This is a genomic window from Nonomuraea sp. NPDC003754 (assembly GCF_053605785.1).
The window spans coordinates 253,395-268,718 of record NZ_JBSGJX010000001.1; the positions used below are offsets into that span (position 1 = coordinate 253,395).

14 protein-coding genes are annotated in these 15,324 nt (G+C 72.7%); 8 read left to right on the forward strand and 6 right to left on the reverse strand.

The genetic code is table 11. The features are described 5' to 3' along the window. The first annotated feature begins 15 nt into the window (after window positions 1–15). From ACWEVS_RS01155 to ACWEVS_RS01165, 3 genes are all read left to right on the forward strand, one after another. Complete coding sequence (locus ACWEVS_RS01155) at window positions 16–1,614, forward strand: acyl-CoA carboxylase subunit beta (protein WP_354906113.1); 1,599 nt, start codon at window positions 16–18, stop codon at window positions 1,612–1,614. After that, the gene (locus ACWEVS_RS01160; protein WP_354906115.1) at window positions 1,611–1,811 is read left to right on the forward strand and encodes an acyl-CoA carboxylase subunit epsilon; all 201 of its coding nucleotides are present in this window, start codon (window positions 1,611–1,613) and stop codon (window positions 1,809–1,811) included. Before ACWEVS_RS01155 ends, ACWEVS_RS01160 begins: the two co-directional genes overlap by 4 nt. A gap of 105 nt (window positions 1,812–1,916) precedes the next feature. Continuing rightward, entirely contained in the window at window positions 1,917–2,861 is a 945-nt protein-coding gene (locus tag ACWEVS_RS01165; protein WP_354906116.1) for an NYN domain-containing protein, read from the forward strand. A gap of 114 nt (window positions 2,862–2,975) precedes the next feature. Here the strand turns inward: ACWEVS_RS01165 and ACWEVS_RS01170 are convergent, their stop codons facing one another. Beyond that, complete coding sequence (locus tag ACWEVS_RS01170; protein ID WP_452549362.1) at window positions 2,976–3,845, reverse strand: ArsR/SmtB family transcription factor; 870 nt, start codon at window positions 3,843–3,845, stop codon at window positions 2,976–2,978. A 143-nt stretch (window positions 3,846–3,988) separates the two neighbouring features. On the opposite strand from ACWEVS_RS01170, the gene ACWEVS_RS01175 reads away from it, so the two are divergent. The 4 genes from ACWEVS_RS01175 (at window position 3,989) to ACWEVS_RS01190 (ending at window position 7,834) form a co-directional block, all read left to right on the forward strand. Continuing rightward, window positions 3,989–5,197 (forward strand): MFS transporter, encoded by a 1,209-nt coding sequence (locus ACWEVS_RS01175; protein WP_452549363.1) that lies wholly within the window; start codon window positions 3,989–3,991, stop codon window positions 5,195–5,197. Window positions 5,198–5,206: 9 nt separating this feature from the next. Beyond that, the gene (locus ACWEVS_RS01180; RefSeq protein ID WP_449920257.1) at window positions 5,207–6,574 is read left to right on the forward strand and encodes a DNA-3-methyladenine glycosylase 2 family protein; all 1,368 of its coding nucleotides are present in this window, start codon (window positions 5,207–5,209) and stop codon (window positions 6,572–6,574) included. Then, entirely contained in the window at window positions 6,571–7,071 is a 501-nt protein-coding gene (locus ACWEVS_RS01185; protein ID WP_452549365.1) for a methylated-DNA--[protein]-cysteine S-methyltransferase, read from the forward strand. The genes ACWEVS_RS01180 and ACWEVS_RS01185 overlap by 4 nt, the downstream gene beginning before the upstream one ends. A gap of 151 nt (window positions 7,072–7,222) precedes the next feature. After that, window positions 7,223–7,834: an AAA family ATPase gene (locus ACWEVS_RS01190; protein WP_452549367.1), complete on the forward strand. Its 612-nt coding sequence runs from the start codon at window positions 7,223–7,225 to the stop codon at window positions 7,832–7,834. On the opposite strand, the gene ACWEVS_RS01195 is transcribed toward ACWEVS_RS01190, so the two are convergent. Beyond that, window positions 7,807–8,796: an ion transporter gene (locus tag ACWEVS_RS01195; protein ID WP_452549368.1), complete on the reverse strand. Its 990-nt coding sequence runs from the start codon at window positions 8,794–8,796 to the stop codon at window positions 7,807–7,809. The two genes, ACWEVS_RS01190 and ACWEVS_RS01195, sit on opposite strands and share 28 nt — an antisense overlap. 72 nt (window positions 8,797–8,868) lie before the next feature. Continuing rightward, window positions 8,869–9,510, reverse strand: coding sequence for a hemerythrin domain-containing protein (locus ACWEVS_RS01200; RefSeq protein ID WP_449920248.1), 642 nt, complete (start codon window positions 9,508–9,510; stop codon window positions 8,869–8,871). Window positions 9,511–9,582: 72 nt separating this feature from the next. Between ACWEVS_RS01200 and ACWEVS_RS01205 the strand changes: the two genes are divergently transcribed. Then, window positions 9,583–10,404 carry a MarR family winged helix-turn-helix transcriptional regulator gene (locus ACWEVS_RS01205; protein ID WP_452549371.1) on the forward strand — a complete coding sequence of 274 codons (822 nt, stop codon included), beginning with the start codon at window positions 9,583–9,585 and terminating at the stop codon, window positions 10,402–10,404. Between the two features lie 12 nt (window positions 10,405–10,416). Here the strand turns inward: ACWEVS_RS01205 and ACWEVS_RS01210 are convergent, their stop codons facing one another. The 3 genes from ACWEVS_RS01210 to ACWEVS_RS01220 form a co-directional block, all read right to left on the reverse strand. Then, window positions 10,417–11,337 carry a hypothetical protein gene (locus ACWEVS_RS01210; RefSeq protein WP_452549373.1) on the reverse strand — a complete coding sequence of 307 codons (921 nt, stop codon included), beginning with the start codon at window positions 11,335–11,337 and terminating at the stop codon, window positions 10,417–10,419. Beyond that, a complete protein-coding gene (locus tag ACWEVS_RS01215; RefSeq protein ID WP_452549375.1) occupies window positions 11,334–11,921 on the reverse strand; it encodes a hypothetical protein in 588 nt (195 codons plus the stop codon). The genes ACWEVS_RS01210 and ACWEVS_RS01215 overlap by 4 nt, the downstream gene beginning before the upstream one ends. Before the next feature lie 61 nt (window positions 11,922–11,982). After that, a complete protein-coding gene (locus ACWEVS_RS01220; protein WP_452549377.1) occupies window positions 11,983–14,925 on the reverse strand; it encodes a hypothetical protein in 2,943 nt (980 codons plus the stop codon). Between the last annotated feature and the right edge of the window lie 399 nt (window positions 14,926–15,324).

Sequence of the window (15,324 nt, forward strand, 5' to 3'; positions counted from 1 at the left end):
GGCTAGTCTTACGGCATGAGTGCCGCGCTGCCGTCCGGGCCCCCAGAGATCGACATCCACACCACGGCGGGCAAGCTCGCCGACTTCGAGCGGCGGCAGGACGAGGCCGTGCACGCGGGCTCGGCCCGCGCCGTCGAGAAGCAGCACGCCAAGGGCAAGCTGACCGCGCGCGAGCGCCTGGCGGCCTTCCTCGACGAGGGGTCCTTCGTCGAGTTCGACGAGTTCGCCAGGCACCGCGCGACGGCCTTCGGCATCGAGGACAACCGGCCCTACGGCGACGGCGTGGTCACCGGCCACGGCACCGTGGACGGCCGTCCGGTCGCCGTCTACAGCCAGGACTTCACGGTCTTCGGCGGCTCGCTCGGCGAGGTCTACGGCGAGAAGATCGTCAAGGTCATGGACCACGCGCTCAAGGTCGGCTGCCCGATCGTCGGCATCAACGACGGCGGAGGGGCGCGGATCCAGGAGGGCGTGGTCGCGCTCGGGCTGTTCGCCGAGATCTTCAAGCGCAACGTCCACGCCTCGGGCGTGGTGCCGCAGATCTCGCTGATCATGGGCCCGTGCGCGGGCGGTGCGGTCTACTCCCCCGCGCTGACCGACTTCATCCTGATGGTGCAGGAGAAGTCGCACATGTTCATCACCGGCCCCGACGTGATCAAGACCGTCACCGGCGAGGAGGTGAGCTTCGAGGAGCTCGGCGGCGCCCACACCCACAACTCCCGGTCGGGCGTGGCGCACTTCGAGGCCGCCGACGAGGCCGACTGCCTCGAGCTGGCCAAGGCGCTGCTGTCCTACCTGCCCTCCAACAACCTGGACGAGGCGCCCGTCTACGACGCCGAGGCCGAGCTGACGGTCACCGACGAGGACCGCGAGCTCGACACGCTCATCCCCGACTCGGCCAACCAGCCCTACGACATGCACACCGTGATCGGGCACGTGCTCGACGACGGCGAGTTCCTCGAGGTCCATGCCAGGTTCGCGCCGAACATCGTGGTGGGTTTCGGCCGGGTCGAGGGACGCTCGGTCGGGATCGTCGCCAACCAGCCGATGAGTTTCGCCGGAACACTCGATATTGCGGCGTCCGAAAAGGCGGCACGATTCGTACGGACCTGTGATGCTTTCAATATTCCCGTAGTGACATTTGTGGACGTCCCGGGATTCCTGCCGGGCACCGACCAGGAATGGAACGGAATCATCAGGCGCGGCGCCAAGCTCCTCTACGCCTACGCCGAGGCCACCGTGCCGCTGGTCACGGTCATCACCCGCAAGGCCTACGGCGGCGCCTACGACGTCATGGGCTCCAAGCACCTCGGCGCCGACATCAACCTGGCCTGGCCCACCGCGCAGATCGCGGTCATGGGCGCGCAGGGCGCCGTCAACATCCTCTACCGGCGCGAGCTGGCCGCCGCCGAGAATCCCGACGCCGAGCGGGCCCGACTGGTCACCGCGTACGAGGACACTCTGGCCAATCCGTTCCTAGCCGCCGAGCGCGGCTACGTCGACGCGGTCATCCGGCCCTCCGACACCCGGGTGCAGATCGTCAGGGCGCTGCGCGCGCTGCGGAACAAGCGGGCGTCGCTTCCCCCGAAGAAGCATGGGAACATCCCACTATGACGGTGCATCTGCGAATTATTCGCGGTGACGCCACCGCCGAGGAGATCGCGGCTCTGGTGGCGGTTCTCGCTTCCCGCTCCGCCGAACCCGATCGCCCGGCGGAGCCGAAGCGCGAAACATGGCGAAACCCGGCCAGAGCCATGCGTAAACCTCTCGTACCTGGGAAGTCGGCGTGGCGAAACAGCGCCTTGCCGTAGAGGATCCTGAGAAACGGGTGTCAAGTTCGCCGGGAGTTGGGACTATCTAGAAAAGTAGGCGTATATAGTCAGCCGATCAACGAGCACCGCGGCCTGGAGGACGACATGGCCATCCCAGACCTCACGCCGCACCCTGTCGCGGCAAAGTACGCCGTCCTAGTGGACGTCGGTTATCTCTATGCCGCCGCAGGTGAAGTACTGCTCGGCGCCAAGGAGCGCAAGGAATACCGGGTTGCCGCCGACGAGCTCATCCAATCCTTGCAGAAGCATGCTGAGCAACGCATTTCCGGGGAGCTCCTGCGGATCTATTGGTATGACGCCGCCCGTGACCGCGTGCCGACCGTGGACCAGCGGGTCATCGCCCAGCTCCCTTGGGTCAAGGTACGGCTTGGCAACCTGAACGCGCGTGGCCAGCAGAAGGGCGTGGACGCCCAGATCAGGAGCGACCTGGAGGCGCTGGCCCGCCACCACGCGGTGACGGACACGATCCTGCTGGCGGGCGACGAGGACATGGTGCCCGCCGTCGAGGCCGCGCAGGCCTACGGCGTGCGGATCCACCTGTGGGGCGTCGAGCCGCCGTACGGCACCAACCAGGCCGAGCGCCTGGTGTGGGAGTCCGACACCGTCGAAGTGATCTCCGCTGACTTCCTGAGGCCGTTTTTCAGCCGTGCGCCGCAGCCCGTGGCCGTGGTGCCGCCGGTGACGGCGCCGTCGCCCGCCCAGGTGTTCGCGGGCCGTACGGCCGCGCCCAAGCCGCACGTCAAGCCCGGCCAGGTGGCCAAGCTCGGCCCGTCGCGGCCCCGCGTGGAGGACGTCGGCGAGCACGTGGCGCAGAAGTGGATACTGACCCGCGGTCGCGACAACATCAGGGACCTGCTGCCCGGGCCGATCCTGCCGACGGTCATCGACACGGAGCTGCTGATCGAGGCGGAGAAGGAGCTCGGCCACTCGCTGCGGCCCTACCCCGAGGCGCGGGTGTGGCTGCGCGACGGGTTCTGGGCGCGGGTCTACCGCGAGTTCGACCTGGGAGTCGGGGTCTCCTCCAAGTAACGCCCGGTGCCGCCGACCGGGTCGGGCGGCCTGGAGCGGGACTCCGGCGTCCTGCGGGATCCCGGCCGGGGATCCCGCCGGCGGACGAGGCGCGGCCCTTCCGCCCAGCGGGGGTCACGCGGGGTTGAGGAGGGCTTCGGCGACGGTCGTGCGGGCGTACAGGACGTAGCGGCCGGTGCGGTGGGCGCTGCACAACCCCGCCTTCCGCAGCGCCGTCAGGTGCTGGTTGGCCCCGGGCTCCGACAGCCCGGTCCGCACCGCCAGCTCCCTGGTCGAGGCGGGCTGGTCCAGCTCGGCCAGCAACCGGGCCCTGGTCGGCCCGAGCACCGCCGCCAGCGCGGCCGGCGGGTCCCTCCGCTCGCTCTCCCACAGCGTCGCCACCCCGCGGGGCGGGTAGCGCAGCGTCGGCTGGAACGGCGGCACCGTGATCGAGAAGATCCGCGGCCAGGCGAAGACGGAGGGCACCAGCAGCAGCCCCCGCCCGTCGAGCGGCCGCACGCCCCGGCAGAAGCGGTGCGCCAGGTGCAGCCGCTCACCCTGCCAGCTCACGTTCGCGTCGAGGTCGGACAGCATCCGGTGGACGCCGCCCTCGGCCAGCATGCGGGCGCGGTAGAGCAGGTCGCCTTCCATGAGCGTGCGGATGCGCGGCCAGTACGGCTCGATGGCCGCCGCCCAGTACGCCCTGATCTCGCCGGCCAGCCGGTCCAGGCCCTTCTCGGGGTCGTCGTACAGGGCCCGCAGGCGCGGCGTGCGGGGGACGTCCCACGCGTCGAGCTCGGCGCGGACGTCGGCGGCGCGCGCCAGCATGCCCGCCAGCTCCAGCTCCAGGTCGGGCACCGAGGTGGTGGGCGGCGGGGCGATGAAGGCGACCAGCGAGATGGTCGGCACGGGCACGAGGTCCGACAGCAGCCGCCAGTCGACGTCGGCCAGCCGGCGGCGCACCCGCTCGGCCCACGGCCGGTTGACGCCCGCCGGCTCCTTCACCACCCTGACGCTCGCGACCACCTCCCACAGGGGCGAGAGGGCGAAGCGCGTGTTGGCGATGTCCTGGACGGTGAAGGTGAGTTCGATTCGCTGTCTCCTTAATCCATCGCCATTAGACCATCGCCGCAGGCATGGTGCCAGGCATGGATCGCGCATTCCGGCGGCTGTACGTGGCCGCGTTCGGCAGCCAGTTCGGCACCCAGCTCTCCCACGTGGCGCTGCCGCTGCTGGCCGTGACCGTGCTCGACGCGAGCGCGGGCGAGGTCGGCCTGCTCAGCTCGCTGGCGACACTGGTCGTGCTGGTGATGGGCCTGCCCGCGGGCGTATGGGTCGACAGGGTACGGCGGCGCCCCGTCATGGTGGCCATGGACCTCCTCCGCGCGGCGGCGCTCGTCTCGGTCACGGCGGCCTGGTGGCTGGACGCGCTGACGATGGAGCAGCTGTACCTGGTCGCGATCGTCTCGGGCGTCGGCACCCTGTTCTTCGACGTCGCCTCGCACAGCCTGGTGCCCGCGCTGGTCGGCCGCGACCGGCTCACCTCCGCCAACTCGCTGCTGGTCGGGACGGCCTCGGCGATGTACATCTCCGGACGCAGCGTCTCCGGCGTGCTCACCCAGGTGCTCGGCGCGCCGCTGGTGCTGCTGCTCGACGCGGTGACGTACGTGTGGTCGGCGCTGTGGCTGCGGGGGATCCCCGCGGCCGGGCCGCCGCCTGCCGTACGGGAGCCGGTCGGGCGGCAGCTGCGCGAGGGCCTGCGGTTCCTGTTCGGCAACCGGATACTGGTGCCGATCGCGGCCCAGGGGGCGCTGGCCAACCTCGGCTTCCCGCTGGCCACGGTGCTGCTGCCGGTGCTGCTGGTGCGGGATCTCGGCTTCCCCGCGTGGGTGTACGGCGCCTTCCTGGCGGCCAGCGGGGTGGGATCGCTGGTGGGATCGGCCTGCGCGCACCTGTGCGCCAAGTGGCTCGGCCAGGGCCGCGCGGTCTGGCTGCTTGGCGTGCTGACCGGGCCGTTCTCCCTGCTGGTGCCGCTGCTCGACCAGGGCGTCTGGATCTGGCTGTCAGCCGCGGGCTTCTTCGTCCAGTCCGTGCGGACGGGGGTGAACAACGTGCTGCTGGTGAGCTTCAGGCAGCAGCTCACACCCGACCACATGCTGGGCCGGATGACCTCGATCATGCAGGTGATCCTCATGGGCGCGGTGGGGCTCGGCGGGCTGCTGGCGGCGGGCATCGGCGAGCTGTGGGGGGTGCGCGCCACGCTCTGGGCAGGCGCGATCCTCACCGCGCTGTCGTGGACACCGCTGATCACGGTGAGGTCTGAAATCCGCCAGTTGGGGGCACCCAGCAGGGGATAGCGTCGTGGCATGGAAACGTTGGACTTCGACGCCTGCTACCGCGCGGTGTCCGCGCGGGACTCCAGGTTCGACGGGCGCTTCTACACGGCGGTGAAGACCACCGGCATCTACTGCCGGCCGATCTGCCCGGCGCGCACCCCCGCCTCGCGCAACGTGCGCTTCTACCGGCACGCGGCCTCGGCCGAGGCCGCGGGCTTCCGGCCGTGCAAGCGGTGCCGCCCCGAGCTGTCGCCCGGCGACCCGGGCTGGGACGTGCGCGGCGACCTCGTGGGGCGGGCGCTGCGGCTGATCGACGACGGCGCGGCCGACGACCACGGCGTGGCGGGGCTGGCGACGCGGCTGCACATCACCGAACGGCACCTGCACCGGCTGTTCGTCGCCGAGCTGGGCGTCGGCCCGCTGGCGGTGGCCCGCACCAAGCGGCTGCTGCTGGCAAAGCAGCTGCTGACCGAGACCGCGCTGCCGGTGACGGAGGTGGCGTTCGCGGCGGGCTTCGGCAGCGTGCGGCAGTTCAACGCCACCATGCAGGAGACCTACGGCTTCACGCCGTCGGAGATGCGCGCCACCGCGCACCGGCCCGGCGCCCCCGCGGCGCTCAGGCTCCGGCTGAACTGGCGGGAGCCGTACGACGTTGAGGGGCTGTTCGCCTTCCTGGCCGCGCGTGCCGTCCCCGGGCTGGAGCGCGTCGAGCACGGCTCCTACCACCGGGCGGTGCGGGGCGGCTCGATCACGCTGACGCCGGGAGACGGGCACGTCCTGCTCGAGGCGTCGCTCGACGACACCAGGCATCTGGCCAGGCTCGTGGCGCGCTGCCGCAGGCTGCTCGACCTCGACGCCGACCCCGCCGCGATCAGCGAGGCGCTCGGCGCGACGTCGCTGGCCCCGCTGGTGGCCGCCCGTCCTGGGCTGCGCGTGCCTGGCGCGTTCGACGGGTTCGAGCTGGCCGTACGGGCGATCGTCGGCCAGCAGATCTCGGTCGCGGGCGCCAGGACGCTGCTCGGCAGGATCGTCGACAGGGCGGGCGGATTCCCCACCGCACCGCAACTCGCCGACATGGACCTGTCGGGGCTCGGCATGACCACCAGGCGCGTGGCCACGCTGAAGGACCTGGCGGGCCGCGTGGCCGCCGGCGCCATCGACCTCGACGGCGGCCAGGACCCCGCCGACGCGGTCGCCGAGCTGCTCACGGTGCCGGGCATCGGCCCGTGGACGGCCGGCTACATCTCCCTGCGCGCGCTGCGCGACCCCGACGCGTGGCCGGCCGGCGACCTCGTCCTGGACAAGCGCATGGCCGCGCTCGGCATCCCTCAGGACCATCTCGAGCGGTGGCGGCCCTGGCGGGCCTACGCCGCCCTTCACCTCTGGAGCTCTTCATGATCGAAGCACAGCTGCTGCCCACCCCTGCCGGCCCGCTCGCGCTGCTGGCGCGGGACGGCGTGATCGTGGCCGCTGGGTTCACCGCCGAGCCCGCCGACATGTTCGCCCGGCTCTCGCCCGAGCTGCAGGCGCTCGGCCTCGACGTCGTGGCCGACCTCGGCGCCCCGGCGGAGGCGGTACGCGCCTACCTGGCGGGCGACCTCGACGCCCTCGACACCGTTCCCGTCGAGCAGCCGGGCTCCCCCACCCGCAAGCGGCTGCACCAGGCGCTGCGCGAGGTGAAGGCGGGGACCACGGTGTCGTACGCGGAGCTGGCCGAGCGGGCGGGGCTGCCCCGGACCGCGGCCAGGGCGGCGGGGTCGGCCTGCGCCCAGAACCTGATCGCGCCGTTCGTGCCCTGCCACCGGGTGCTGCCCAGCACGGGCGGGTTCGGCGGCTACTACTACGGCGTGCCGGTCAAGGAGTGGCTGCTGGAGCACGAGTCGTCGCACGCCTGACCGGCGCTCGCGGCGGGAGTGCGCGCCGCCCGCGGGCGCGGAGCCCGGCGGGCGTGCGCGGGTCCCGGACGTGCGCGGGTGGCGGCGGGGCGTGCGGGGTCCGGGTCCGCGGCGGCGCCGGTTCCTGATCGCGCGACGTATGCTGGCGCGCATGACCGTCCCCGGGGCGATCGGCACCCTGCGCTACCCAGCCAAGTCGTTGGTGATCGTCACCGGCCTGCCGGGCGCGGGCAAGACGACCCTCCTGCGCCGCCTGTACGGCATGGACGGCACCGAGCGCGTCCCGTTCACCGCGGGGCCGGTGACGGTGATCGACTCGCAGCAGTCACGCGCCCGATGGGACGGCAGGCTGCGCTGGGCGCCCAAACCGGTGCGCACCGGCGTGGTGTTCGCCACGCACGTGTGGCGGATCAGCCGCGGCCTGCGCGTGGGCGGCCCGGTGATCGCGCACAACAGGGGCTGCGGGCCACGCGTGCTACGGGGCTTCGCGTGGCTGGCCCGCCGCCACCGCGCGCAGCTGCACCTGCTGCTGCTCGACGCGCCCCCTGAGGTCGCTCTCGCCGGGCAGTACGCCAGGGGCAGGGTCGTGGCGGGCGCGACCTTCACCCGGCACCGCCGCCACTGGCGCGCGCTCCTCGACCGGGTGCGCGCGGGCGACCCGGACCCCGCGGCGGGCGCGCTCGTGCTCGACCGCACGGACGCCGACCGGCTGATCGGCATCCACTTCGGCGACCATCAGGGGCTGGCGGTCTCCGGCGGCTGACGGCGCGTCTCGGAGACGGCGGCCGCCTCGGGGGATCGGCGGCGCGCACCCCCGGCCGCGGCGGTCTCCGAGGGCTGACGGCGGGACTCCTGGATGGCGGTCGTCTTCTGCGACTGGCGGCCCGGACCCACGGCCGAGGCGGTCTTCGGGGACCGGCGGCGCGGGCCGGTGGCGGGCTCGGGCTCCGGTCGCAGGAGCAGCTGGTCGAGTTTGGCGTGCAGGACGGCCAGTTCCTCCTTGACCGCCGCGAGCTCGACCTGGGTCCGCGTCTCCGCGGCGGACGGCTCGGTGTCGTTCATGGCGTTGACGACGACCGCGATGAACAGGTTGAGCGCGACGAAGGTCGACATCAGGATGTAGACGATGAAGAAGAGCCACGCCCACGGCTTCTCCTTCATCACCTCCTGCGCCACGTTGCCCCAGTCGTCCCCCGTCATGATCTGGAACAGCGTGAACAGCGAGCGCGGCAGCTCGTCGAAGCGCTCGGGCACGATCTCGCCGAAGAGCTTGGTCGCGATCACCGCGGCGATGTAGATCATCAGCACCAGCAGGCCGATGATGGAGGCCATCCCCGGCACCGCGGCGAGCAGGGCGCCGACCACGCGGCGCATGCTCGGCACCGCCGACACCAGGCGCAGCGCCCGCAGGATGCGCAGCGCCCTGAGCACCGAGGTGGGTCCGGAGGCGGGCACCAGCGCGACCGCCACGATCACGGTGTCGAACCAGTTCCAGGGGTCGGCGAAGAAGGACCTGCGGTAGGCGTACAGGCGCGCGGCGATCTCGACGGCGAAGATCGCCAGCGCGATCCTGTCGATCGTGTGCAGCAGCCCCCCGAACCGCTCCATCAGGAATGAACTGGTCTCGCACCCGATGGTGATCGCGTTGATCACGATCACCAGGATGACCGCTCGCTGCACGAGCGAGCTTTCGAGGACCGCACGCACGCGTTCCTGACGAAACACCGGAACCGCTCCCCCAAGGGACGAAGGACACCAATCGGTGATCATCGTAGGGGTGCGGGCGAGTGCCGACGATCATCGTCTTCCGGACGGTTCCCAGATCTTCAACGCGTCGTAGGCGGCACGCCACTCGTCGCGGTAGGCGGCCCGGATGTGGTCGGGCATGCGGCCGAGGATGAGCGCGGTCCGCTCCTCGCCCGCGCTGTCCAGCACCCAGGGCAGGTAGCGGGACGCGTCGGCGCCGATCCGCCTGGAGTGCTCCTGGCCGAAGGTCCGCCACTGCTCCTCGGTGACGCTCAGGTCGATCACCGCGAGCGCCTCACGCTCCTCGTGCCGGAGGTGGCCGCCGAGCACCGTGGTCAGGCTGTCGGCGAGGTCGCCGAGCCGTTCGTGGCCCGTGTCGGGGTCGGCGATCGCCGCGTCGAAGGACTCCAGGAGGGGGTCGATGAGCGCGTGCTCGGCCTCCATGGCGGCGAGGAGGGCCAGCTCGTCGGTCCGGCCGGCGAGGGCGCGTTCCATCACCGGCCACAGCATGTCGTCCTCGGTGGTGTGGTGCACGCGCAGGTAGGTCTTGAACATCTCCCAGCCCACGGCCGCGCCGAGCAGCCGCCGCGGGTCGTCGTCCGTGCGGGCGGTGATGCGGGCGATGCGCTCCGCTTCGCGCCGGAGGGCGTCGTGCACCGTGACCATCATCGTCATGTCCAGCTTGTACGTCATGCCGGAACCGTAAAGCGACACATGCCTAACTGTCAACATTCCAACTATCAATGTGCTGATATGATGGTTCTCGTGTCCACGACGCTGTCCGACCTGCTCAAACTCTCCCTCGGCAACCTGCTGCGCCAGGCGTCCGTACGGCTGGCCGGCGAGTCGCGCTCGCGCGAGTTCGTGGTGCTCGACGTCCTGGCCGACCAGGAGGGCTGCTCGCAGCAGGACCTGGTGGAGCGGCTGGGCATCAACCGGACGATCATGGTGCGGCTCGTCGACGCGCTGGAGGAGGCGGGCCACGTCACCAGGACCCGCAACCTCCGCAACCGCCGCTCCAACGAGCTGCGCCTGACCGCCAAGGGCCGCGAGGCGCTGAAAGGCATGCGCGAGGCCGCGGCCGCCCACGACGCCGAGGTGACCGCCGCCCTGACGCCGGCCGAGCGCACCCGGCTGAACGAGCTGCTGACCCTGCTGCTCCCCGAGCCCGAGCAGGTCCAGAGCACCGCGTACCTGATCACCCAGGCGCACTACCGGCTGCGCCGGCTCGGCGACGCCCTGCTGGCCGACAGCGGGCTGCGGACCAGGCACTTCGGCCCCCTCGCCGGGCTCGACGAGCTCGCGCCCTGCCCCCAGCACCGGCTCGCCCGCCACCTCGGGATCACCGAACCGGCCGCGGCGGAGGTGGTCAACGAGCTGGTCGACGCGGGCCTCGTGGCGCGCGGCAGAGACCCGCACGACCGCCGCCGCTACGCGCTGGATCTCACCGACCTCGGCAGGCGGCGGCTCGCCACGGCCGGCGAGGCGCAGCAGGCGCTCCAGGCGCAGGTACGCGAGCTGCTCGGCGGCCCCGAGCCCGAGCGGGAACTGCGCGAGCTTCTCCAGAAACTGGTCAGCGACGCCTGACGGTGCACACGGTCAGCGGCGCCTGACGGTGCTCTGGACCTCGCCGACGGGGACGTCGCGACTGGCGCCCACCTCGACCGGGTCGTAGGCGAACGGCACCACGTCGTCCTCCACCTCGACGGGCCAGACCGTGGTGACCGTCAGCACGTACACCTCCCGCGGCTGGTCGACGGAGGCCCGCAGGTAGCGCACGCCGCAGGTGAACTCGCCGCCCTTCCGGTACGGCCGGCCCGACGTCCCGCAGTCCTCGTGCACTTCGGCCCGGTCCGGCGACGTGCCCGGGTCGATCTTGATGTCCTGGAGCGAAGCGGTGACGGTCGCGCTCATCACCCCAGGGATGGACGCGGTCACCGAACGCGTGCTCTCCCCCACCCCGCCGAGCCACACCCAGGTCGGCAGGTTGACGTAGCTCTTGGCGTCGGGGTTCAGCCGCACCTGCGGCTCCGGCACGGTCAGCGCGGCCCTGGCGATCTCCACCAGCTCGGCAAGCGTGATGCCGGCCGGCGGTGTGGTGCCCGGCGGCACCCACACGAACTGGTCGAGCGCGCCCCAGCAGGCCCTGCCCCGCGCGTCGGCCTCGTTGTAGGCGGGGGTCCACCAGCGGCCCGGCTGCCCGATCTTGTCCTTGAACTGCTTGAGGAAGGCCTGGAACTGCGCCTCCGTGCCGTCTGGGTGCATCCGGAACCAGTAGGCCCTGACGTCCTCCTGGGTCCTGAACATCTCCGAGGCGTCCGGCCCCGGCTCGTACCAGCAGGGGCGGTCGAGCTGGTAGCCGTCGCCCTTCCCGCCCCTGGCGCCGTTCCCGGTGATCACGATCTTGGAGTTCTCGAGGCGGACGCCGGCCGTCCGGCCGTCCTGGAAGCCGTCGCCGCGCGGACCTCCCGGGTCGAGCAGCAGGAGTCCCGCGGCGGCGGCGGAGAGGAGGCGGTTCATCGGGCGCACCCTTCGTTGCCGTGTCTGAAGTCCTTGACCCGCCAGACGCCGTCGTCGCCCCGGGCGAGGATCATGGCCTGCAGGTAGGCGGCGCGCGTCCAGGCGGGCTGGGTCGGTACGGCGACGCCGCCCCTGCCCGTCAGCAGCCGCAGGCGCGTCTCGTCCACGCAGGCGGCGACCTCGGCGCCGCCGTCCATGACGGCCGTCACGTTCATCGCGTAGATCCGCGCGGTGCCGCGCACCGACCGTCCGGCGAAGCTCTCCACCCAGTCGAGCGCCGCGCGGCCGCCAGGGTCCGCCACCCTCGCCAGGTAGGCGTCGTCGCCGGTGAGAACCGCCTTCCACATGCCGGCGTAGATGTCGGTGAACGCCGTCAGCAGCGCGGCCTGCCGCGGGTCGGCGGTGGCGGGCCGTTCCACCAGCACCTTCGTCCTCGGCCCCACCGGGATCGTCACGGTCGAGGGGACGGCGGCGGCCGTCGCGGGGGCGACCGCCTGGCGCGGCGCGAAGGGCCGGTCGCCGCCGGAGGCCGCGCAACCGGCCCCGAGCAGGGCGGCGACCACCGGTGCGATCAGCCCACGCATGCGGATCACGCTAGGTCTCCCCGCCGTCCGGGAGCCAATGAGGTGCGGGTTTCGGTATGGGTCATGCCGACGACTCCCTGACCACGTGGATCCGCCATGACGGCAGCAGATCGTCGATGAGCGCCTCGGTCTCGGGCGCCATGCCGCCGCCGTACGGGTGCGAGGCGGCCCGGCGCGTCAGGCCCTCGACGACGGCGCGCAGCCGTACCGGGTCGGCCGTGGCGTGCGTGGCGCGCAACAGGTCACGCCAGAGGCCCTCGTCGTCGGCGGCGAGCAGCAGTCCCGCCCGCACCGCCGCCACCGCCGCGTCCGCGTCGCCGTGGGCCAGCCTGACCTCGCACAGCCGGTGGGCGGCGTCGGCGACGGCCGCCGCCACGTCGTACTCCAGCTCGTCGGCGGCCAGCCACGCGTACCTGCCGGCCGGCCTGCCCGCCAGCAGCGGCCCCCTGACCAGCCCGAGCGCCCTCTCCAGCAGGACGGCGCGCGCGGTCGGGTCGTCGTGCGAGCGCCTGACCAGCTCGCGGAAGAGCATCCAGTCGGTACGCACCTCCGGGCCGAGCCTGAGACGGCCCGCCGCGTCGGTGTGCAGGTGCTCCTCGCCGAGCCAGTGCGCGACCCGCGCGATCGTGGCGTCGCGGACCAGCGCCTGCACGCCGCGCGGCCACAGCACGCCGCCGAGCACGACGGGATGGACCCCGCCCGGGTGCGTGGCCAGGTAGACCAGCAGCTCGGTGGCCAGCTCCATCCGCCCCTCCTCCATCGCCTCCGGGCCGATGACCTCGACCGGGCCGAGCAGCCTGATCTCGACGGCGGGCGGGTGCAGGTCCTCCAGCGGTTCGGGGTCCGGCATCGCCTCGCCCTCGTGGCGCCCGGCGGTGTCGAACAGGTCCAGCAGCGCGTGGTAGTGGCGGCGGGGCAGCAGCTGCGCCGTCACCTCCAGGCCCAGCTCGGGGACGCGGGCGCGGCCGTCCTCGGTGATCTCCATGGTCCAGGTGGCGTGCGGCACCTCCCCCGTGACCACGAAGCCCGCCGTGTCCTTCCTGGCGAGCAGCGCCAGGCGGCGGGCCTCCTCCTGGGTGGGCGCGACGGCGCTGAGCAGGTAGTGGGCCAGGTGCGAGCGGCCGTTGACCCGCCCGGTCAGCACCTCCTGACGCGGCGCGACCGACCTCTCCAGCTCCGGAAGGACCTCCGACAGGCTTCCCACGGACCTGACCCGGCCAGGGGCGATCGCGGTCAGCTCCTCGCCGAAGCCGACCAGCGTGACCCGCATCTCGTCCGACCACCTGTTGGTGGCCAGCTCGACCGCCAGGGCGGCCAGGGCGGCGGTGGTGTGCGGGCCGCGGATGTTGATCAGCCCGTGGGCGGCCTCCAGGTCGACGAGGACGCGGCCGCCGCCGTCCGTGCCCAGCGAGACCAGCCCCGGGTACGGCGCGCCGCCGTGCTGCTCCTCCAGCAGCCTGCCCGCGTGGGCGGCCAGCCGCCAGACCTGCCCGCCGTCCTGCGCCTCCCACGGCTCGGGGGCGTCCTGGCCGGCCGGATGGATCCACAGGTCGAGGGTCCTGGCGGACAGGTGCGCGGCGTAGACGGTGGGCGGGACACGGTCCTGGGCGGCCAGCTCGGCGCCGAGCAGGCGCAGGCCGATGTCCAGCATGCGGGCGCCGGGGGCGTCGGCGCCGAGGCGGAGCGCCACCTCGGCCTTGGCGGCGTCGTCGCGGGGGCGGGCGATGCGGTGACCGAAGGCGCGATGCCAGAGCTGGCGGCGCCGCCTGCCGCCGAGGATCACCAGCAGACCGGCGGCGGCCAGTGACGCGCCCGCGAGGTAGTCGACGAGGTCCAGCCCGGGATTCAGGTCGGCGCGATCGGACCGGTTGGCCTCGTTCGCTCGCGCGGCCTCGTCAGCCCGCTTCGCCGCCTCCGCCTGGTTGGCCGCCTCCGCCTGCTTGGCCTCGTTCGCCCGCTCGGCCTCCTTCGCGTGCTCGGCGTTGGCCGCCCGCTTCGCCTCCTCGGCGCGCTTGGCCTCCTCCGCCTGCTTTGCCTCCCTCGCCTGCTCGGCCGCCTCCGCGCGCTTGGCGTCCTCTGCCTCTGCCTGCTTGGCGTCCTCTGCTTGCTTGGCCTCTGCCTGCTTGGCGTCCTCTGCCTGCTTGGCCGCCTCGGCCCGCTTGGTGGCCTCGGCCTGCTTGGTGGCCTCGTGTTTCGGCTGCTGGGTCCGTGAGTCCTGGCGGCCGGGTCCGGCCTTCTCCCCCACCGTGGCCGGCGTCTCGCGGGGCGGGCCGGGGTGCTCCTCCAGCGTCCGCTCCCTCGACTGCCCGGCGGGCACGATGTGCACGTTGACCGCGTCGTCCGGCATGTCCAGCACCCAGCCCGGCCTGATCAGGTCCGCCATCCGCAGGCGGGACCCGTCGGGCTGCTCCTTGTGCTGGTTCAGCTGGAAGATCTCCGGATATCGCCGCCCGTCGCCCAGGCACTTCTCCGCGATCTCCCACAGGCTCTCGTGGTGCCTGCCGTGCGGCGGCTGCACGGTGTAGACCTTCTTGGCCTTGTAGGCGACCGTCTCCGCCTCGGGCACCGGGGCCGCGTACGCCACCGCGGTCATCGCGGGCCGCGCGACCGGTGCGCCCAGCCCGGACACCGGCACGACCACCGCCCCCGCCGTGAACAGCAGCAGCACCGCCGACACCAGCCTGTTGGCCAGCGCCTGCGTCGCCCCCGACAGCGGCACGCGCGCCGGCATGCCGACCCGGCGCACCCCGCCGTAGACCTCGACGACCACGCACACGAACAGCTGGAACCAGGCCAGCCACACCAGCAGCACCATCAGCGCGACGACCGTGCCGGGCCCGACCTGGCTGGTCAGGAGGTCGAGGTCGAGCAGTTCTGGCGAGATCGGCGGGCCCGCCAGCGTCAGCAGCGCGTACGGCACGCCGCCCACGAGCGTGACCAGCACCACGAGCGCGCCGAGCCCCGCGACGATGTCACCGGGCGTCCGTTTCGACGGGATGCGCACGGGAGCGGGCCTCGGCCGCTGACCGGCCCCCCTCGACCGGTCAGCCGGCCGCCCAACACCACCCGAAGGACGCCCGACACCACCCGAAGGACGCATGGCACCACCCGGAGGACGCATGGCACCAGCCAGGGGACGCCCCGCACCACCCTGGGGACCCTCCGAACCGCGCACCGGCCGGCCGGGATCGCCGGCCGGTCTCGTCTGCCGCCCCAACCCATCCGCCGATCCCGCCGGCCGGCCGGGGGCGTCCCCCGATCCCACTGGCGGCCCGAGGTCTTCCGCGGGTCCCAAGGAACGTCCGAGGTCGTCGGTCGGTCGCACCGGCCGCTCCGCTGGTTTCGCGGGACCGGGCGCGGCAGAGGCCGTACCGTCTTCGGGGTGTGCGGGACCGTCCGCGCG

Excerpts from the sequence above, each read along its gene's own strand:
- ACWEVS_RS01185 (WP_452549365.1), top strand. The coding sequence starts at position 6,571 with ATGATCGAAGCACAGCTGCTGCCCACCCCTGCCGGCCCGCTCGCGCTG.
- ACWEVS_RS01160 (WP_354906115.1), top strand. The coding sequence starts at position 1,611 with ATGACGGTGCATCTGCGAATTATTCGCGGTGACGCCACCGCCGAGGAG.
- ACWEVS_RS01215 (WP_452549375.1), bottom strand. The coding sequence starts at position 11,921 with ATGCGTGGGCTGATCGCACCGGTGGTCGCCGCCCTGCTCGGGGCCGGT.
- ACWEVS_RS01210 (WP_452549373.1), bottom strand. The coding sequence starts at position 11,337 with ATGAACCGCCTCCTCTCCGCCGCCGCCGCGGGACTCCTGCTGCTCGAC.
- ACWEVS_RS01175 (WP_452549363.1), top strand. The coding sequence starts at position 3,989 with ATGGATCGCGCATTCCGGCGGCTGTACGTGGCCGCGTTCGGCAGCCAG.
- ACWEVS_RS01165 (WP_354906116.1), top strand. The coding sequence starts at position 1,917 with ATGGCCATCCCAGACCTCACGCCGCACCCTGTCGCGGCAAAGTACGCC.
- ACWEVS_RS01200 (WP_449920248.1), bottom strand. The coding sequence starts at position 9,510 with ATGACGTACAAGCTGGACATGACGATGATGGTCACGGTGCACGACGCC.
- ACWEVS_RS01180 (WP_449920257.1), top strand. The coding sequence starts at position 5,207 with ATGGAAACGTTGGACTTCGACGCCTGCTACCGCGCGGTGTCCGCGCGG.
- ACWEVS_RS01190 (WP_452549367.1), top strand. The coding sequence starts at position 7,223 with ATGACCGTCCCCGGGGCGATCGGCACCCTGCGCTACCCAGCCAAGTCG.
- ACWEVS_RS01155 (WP_354906113.1), top strand. The coding sequence starts at position 16 with ATGAGTGCCGCGCTGCCGTCCGGGCCCCCAGAGATCGACATCCACACC.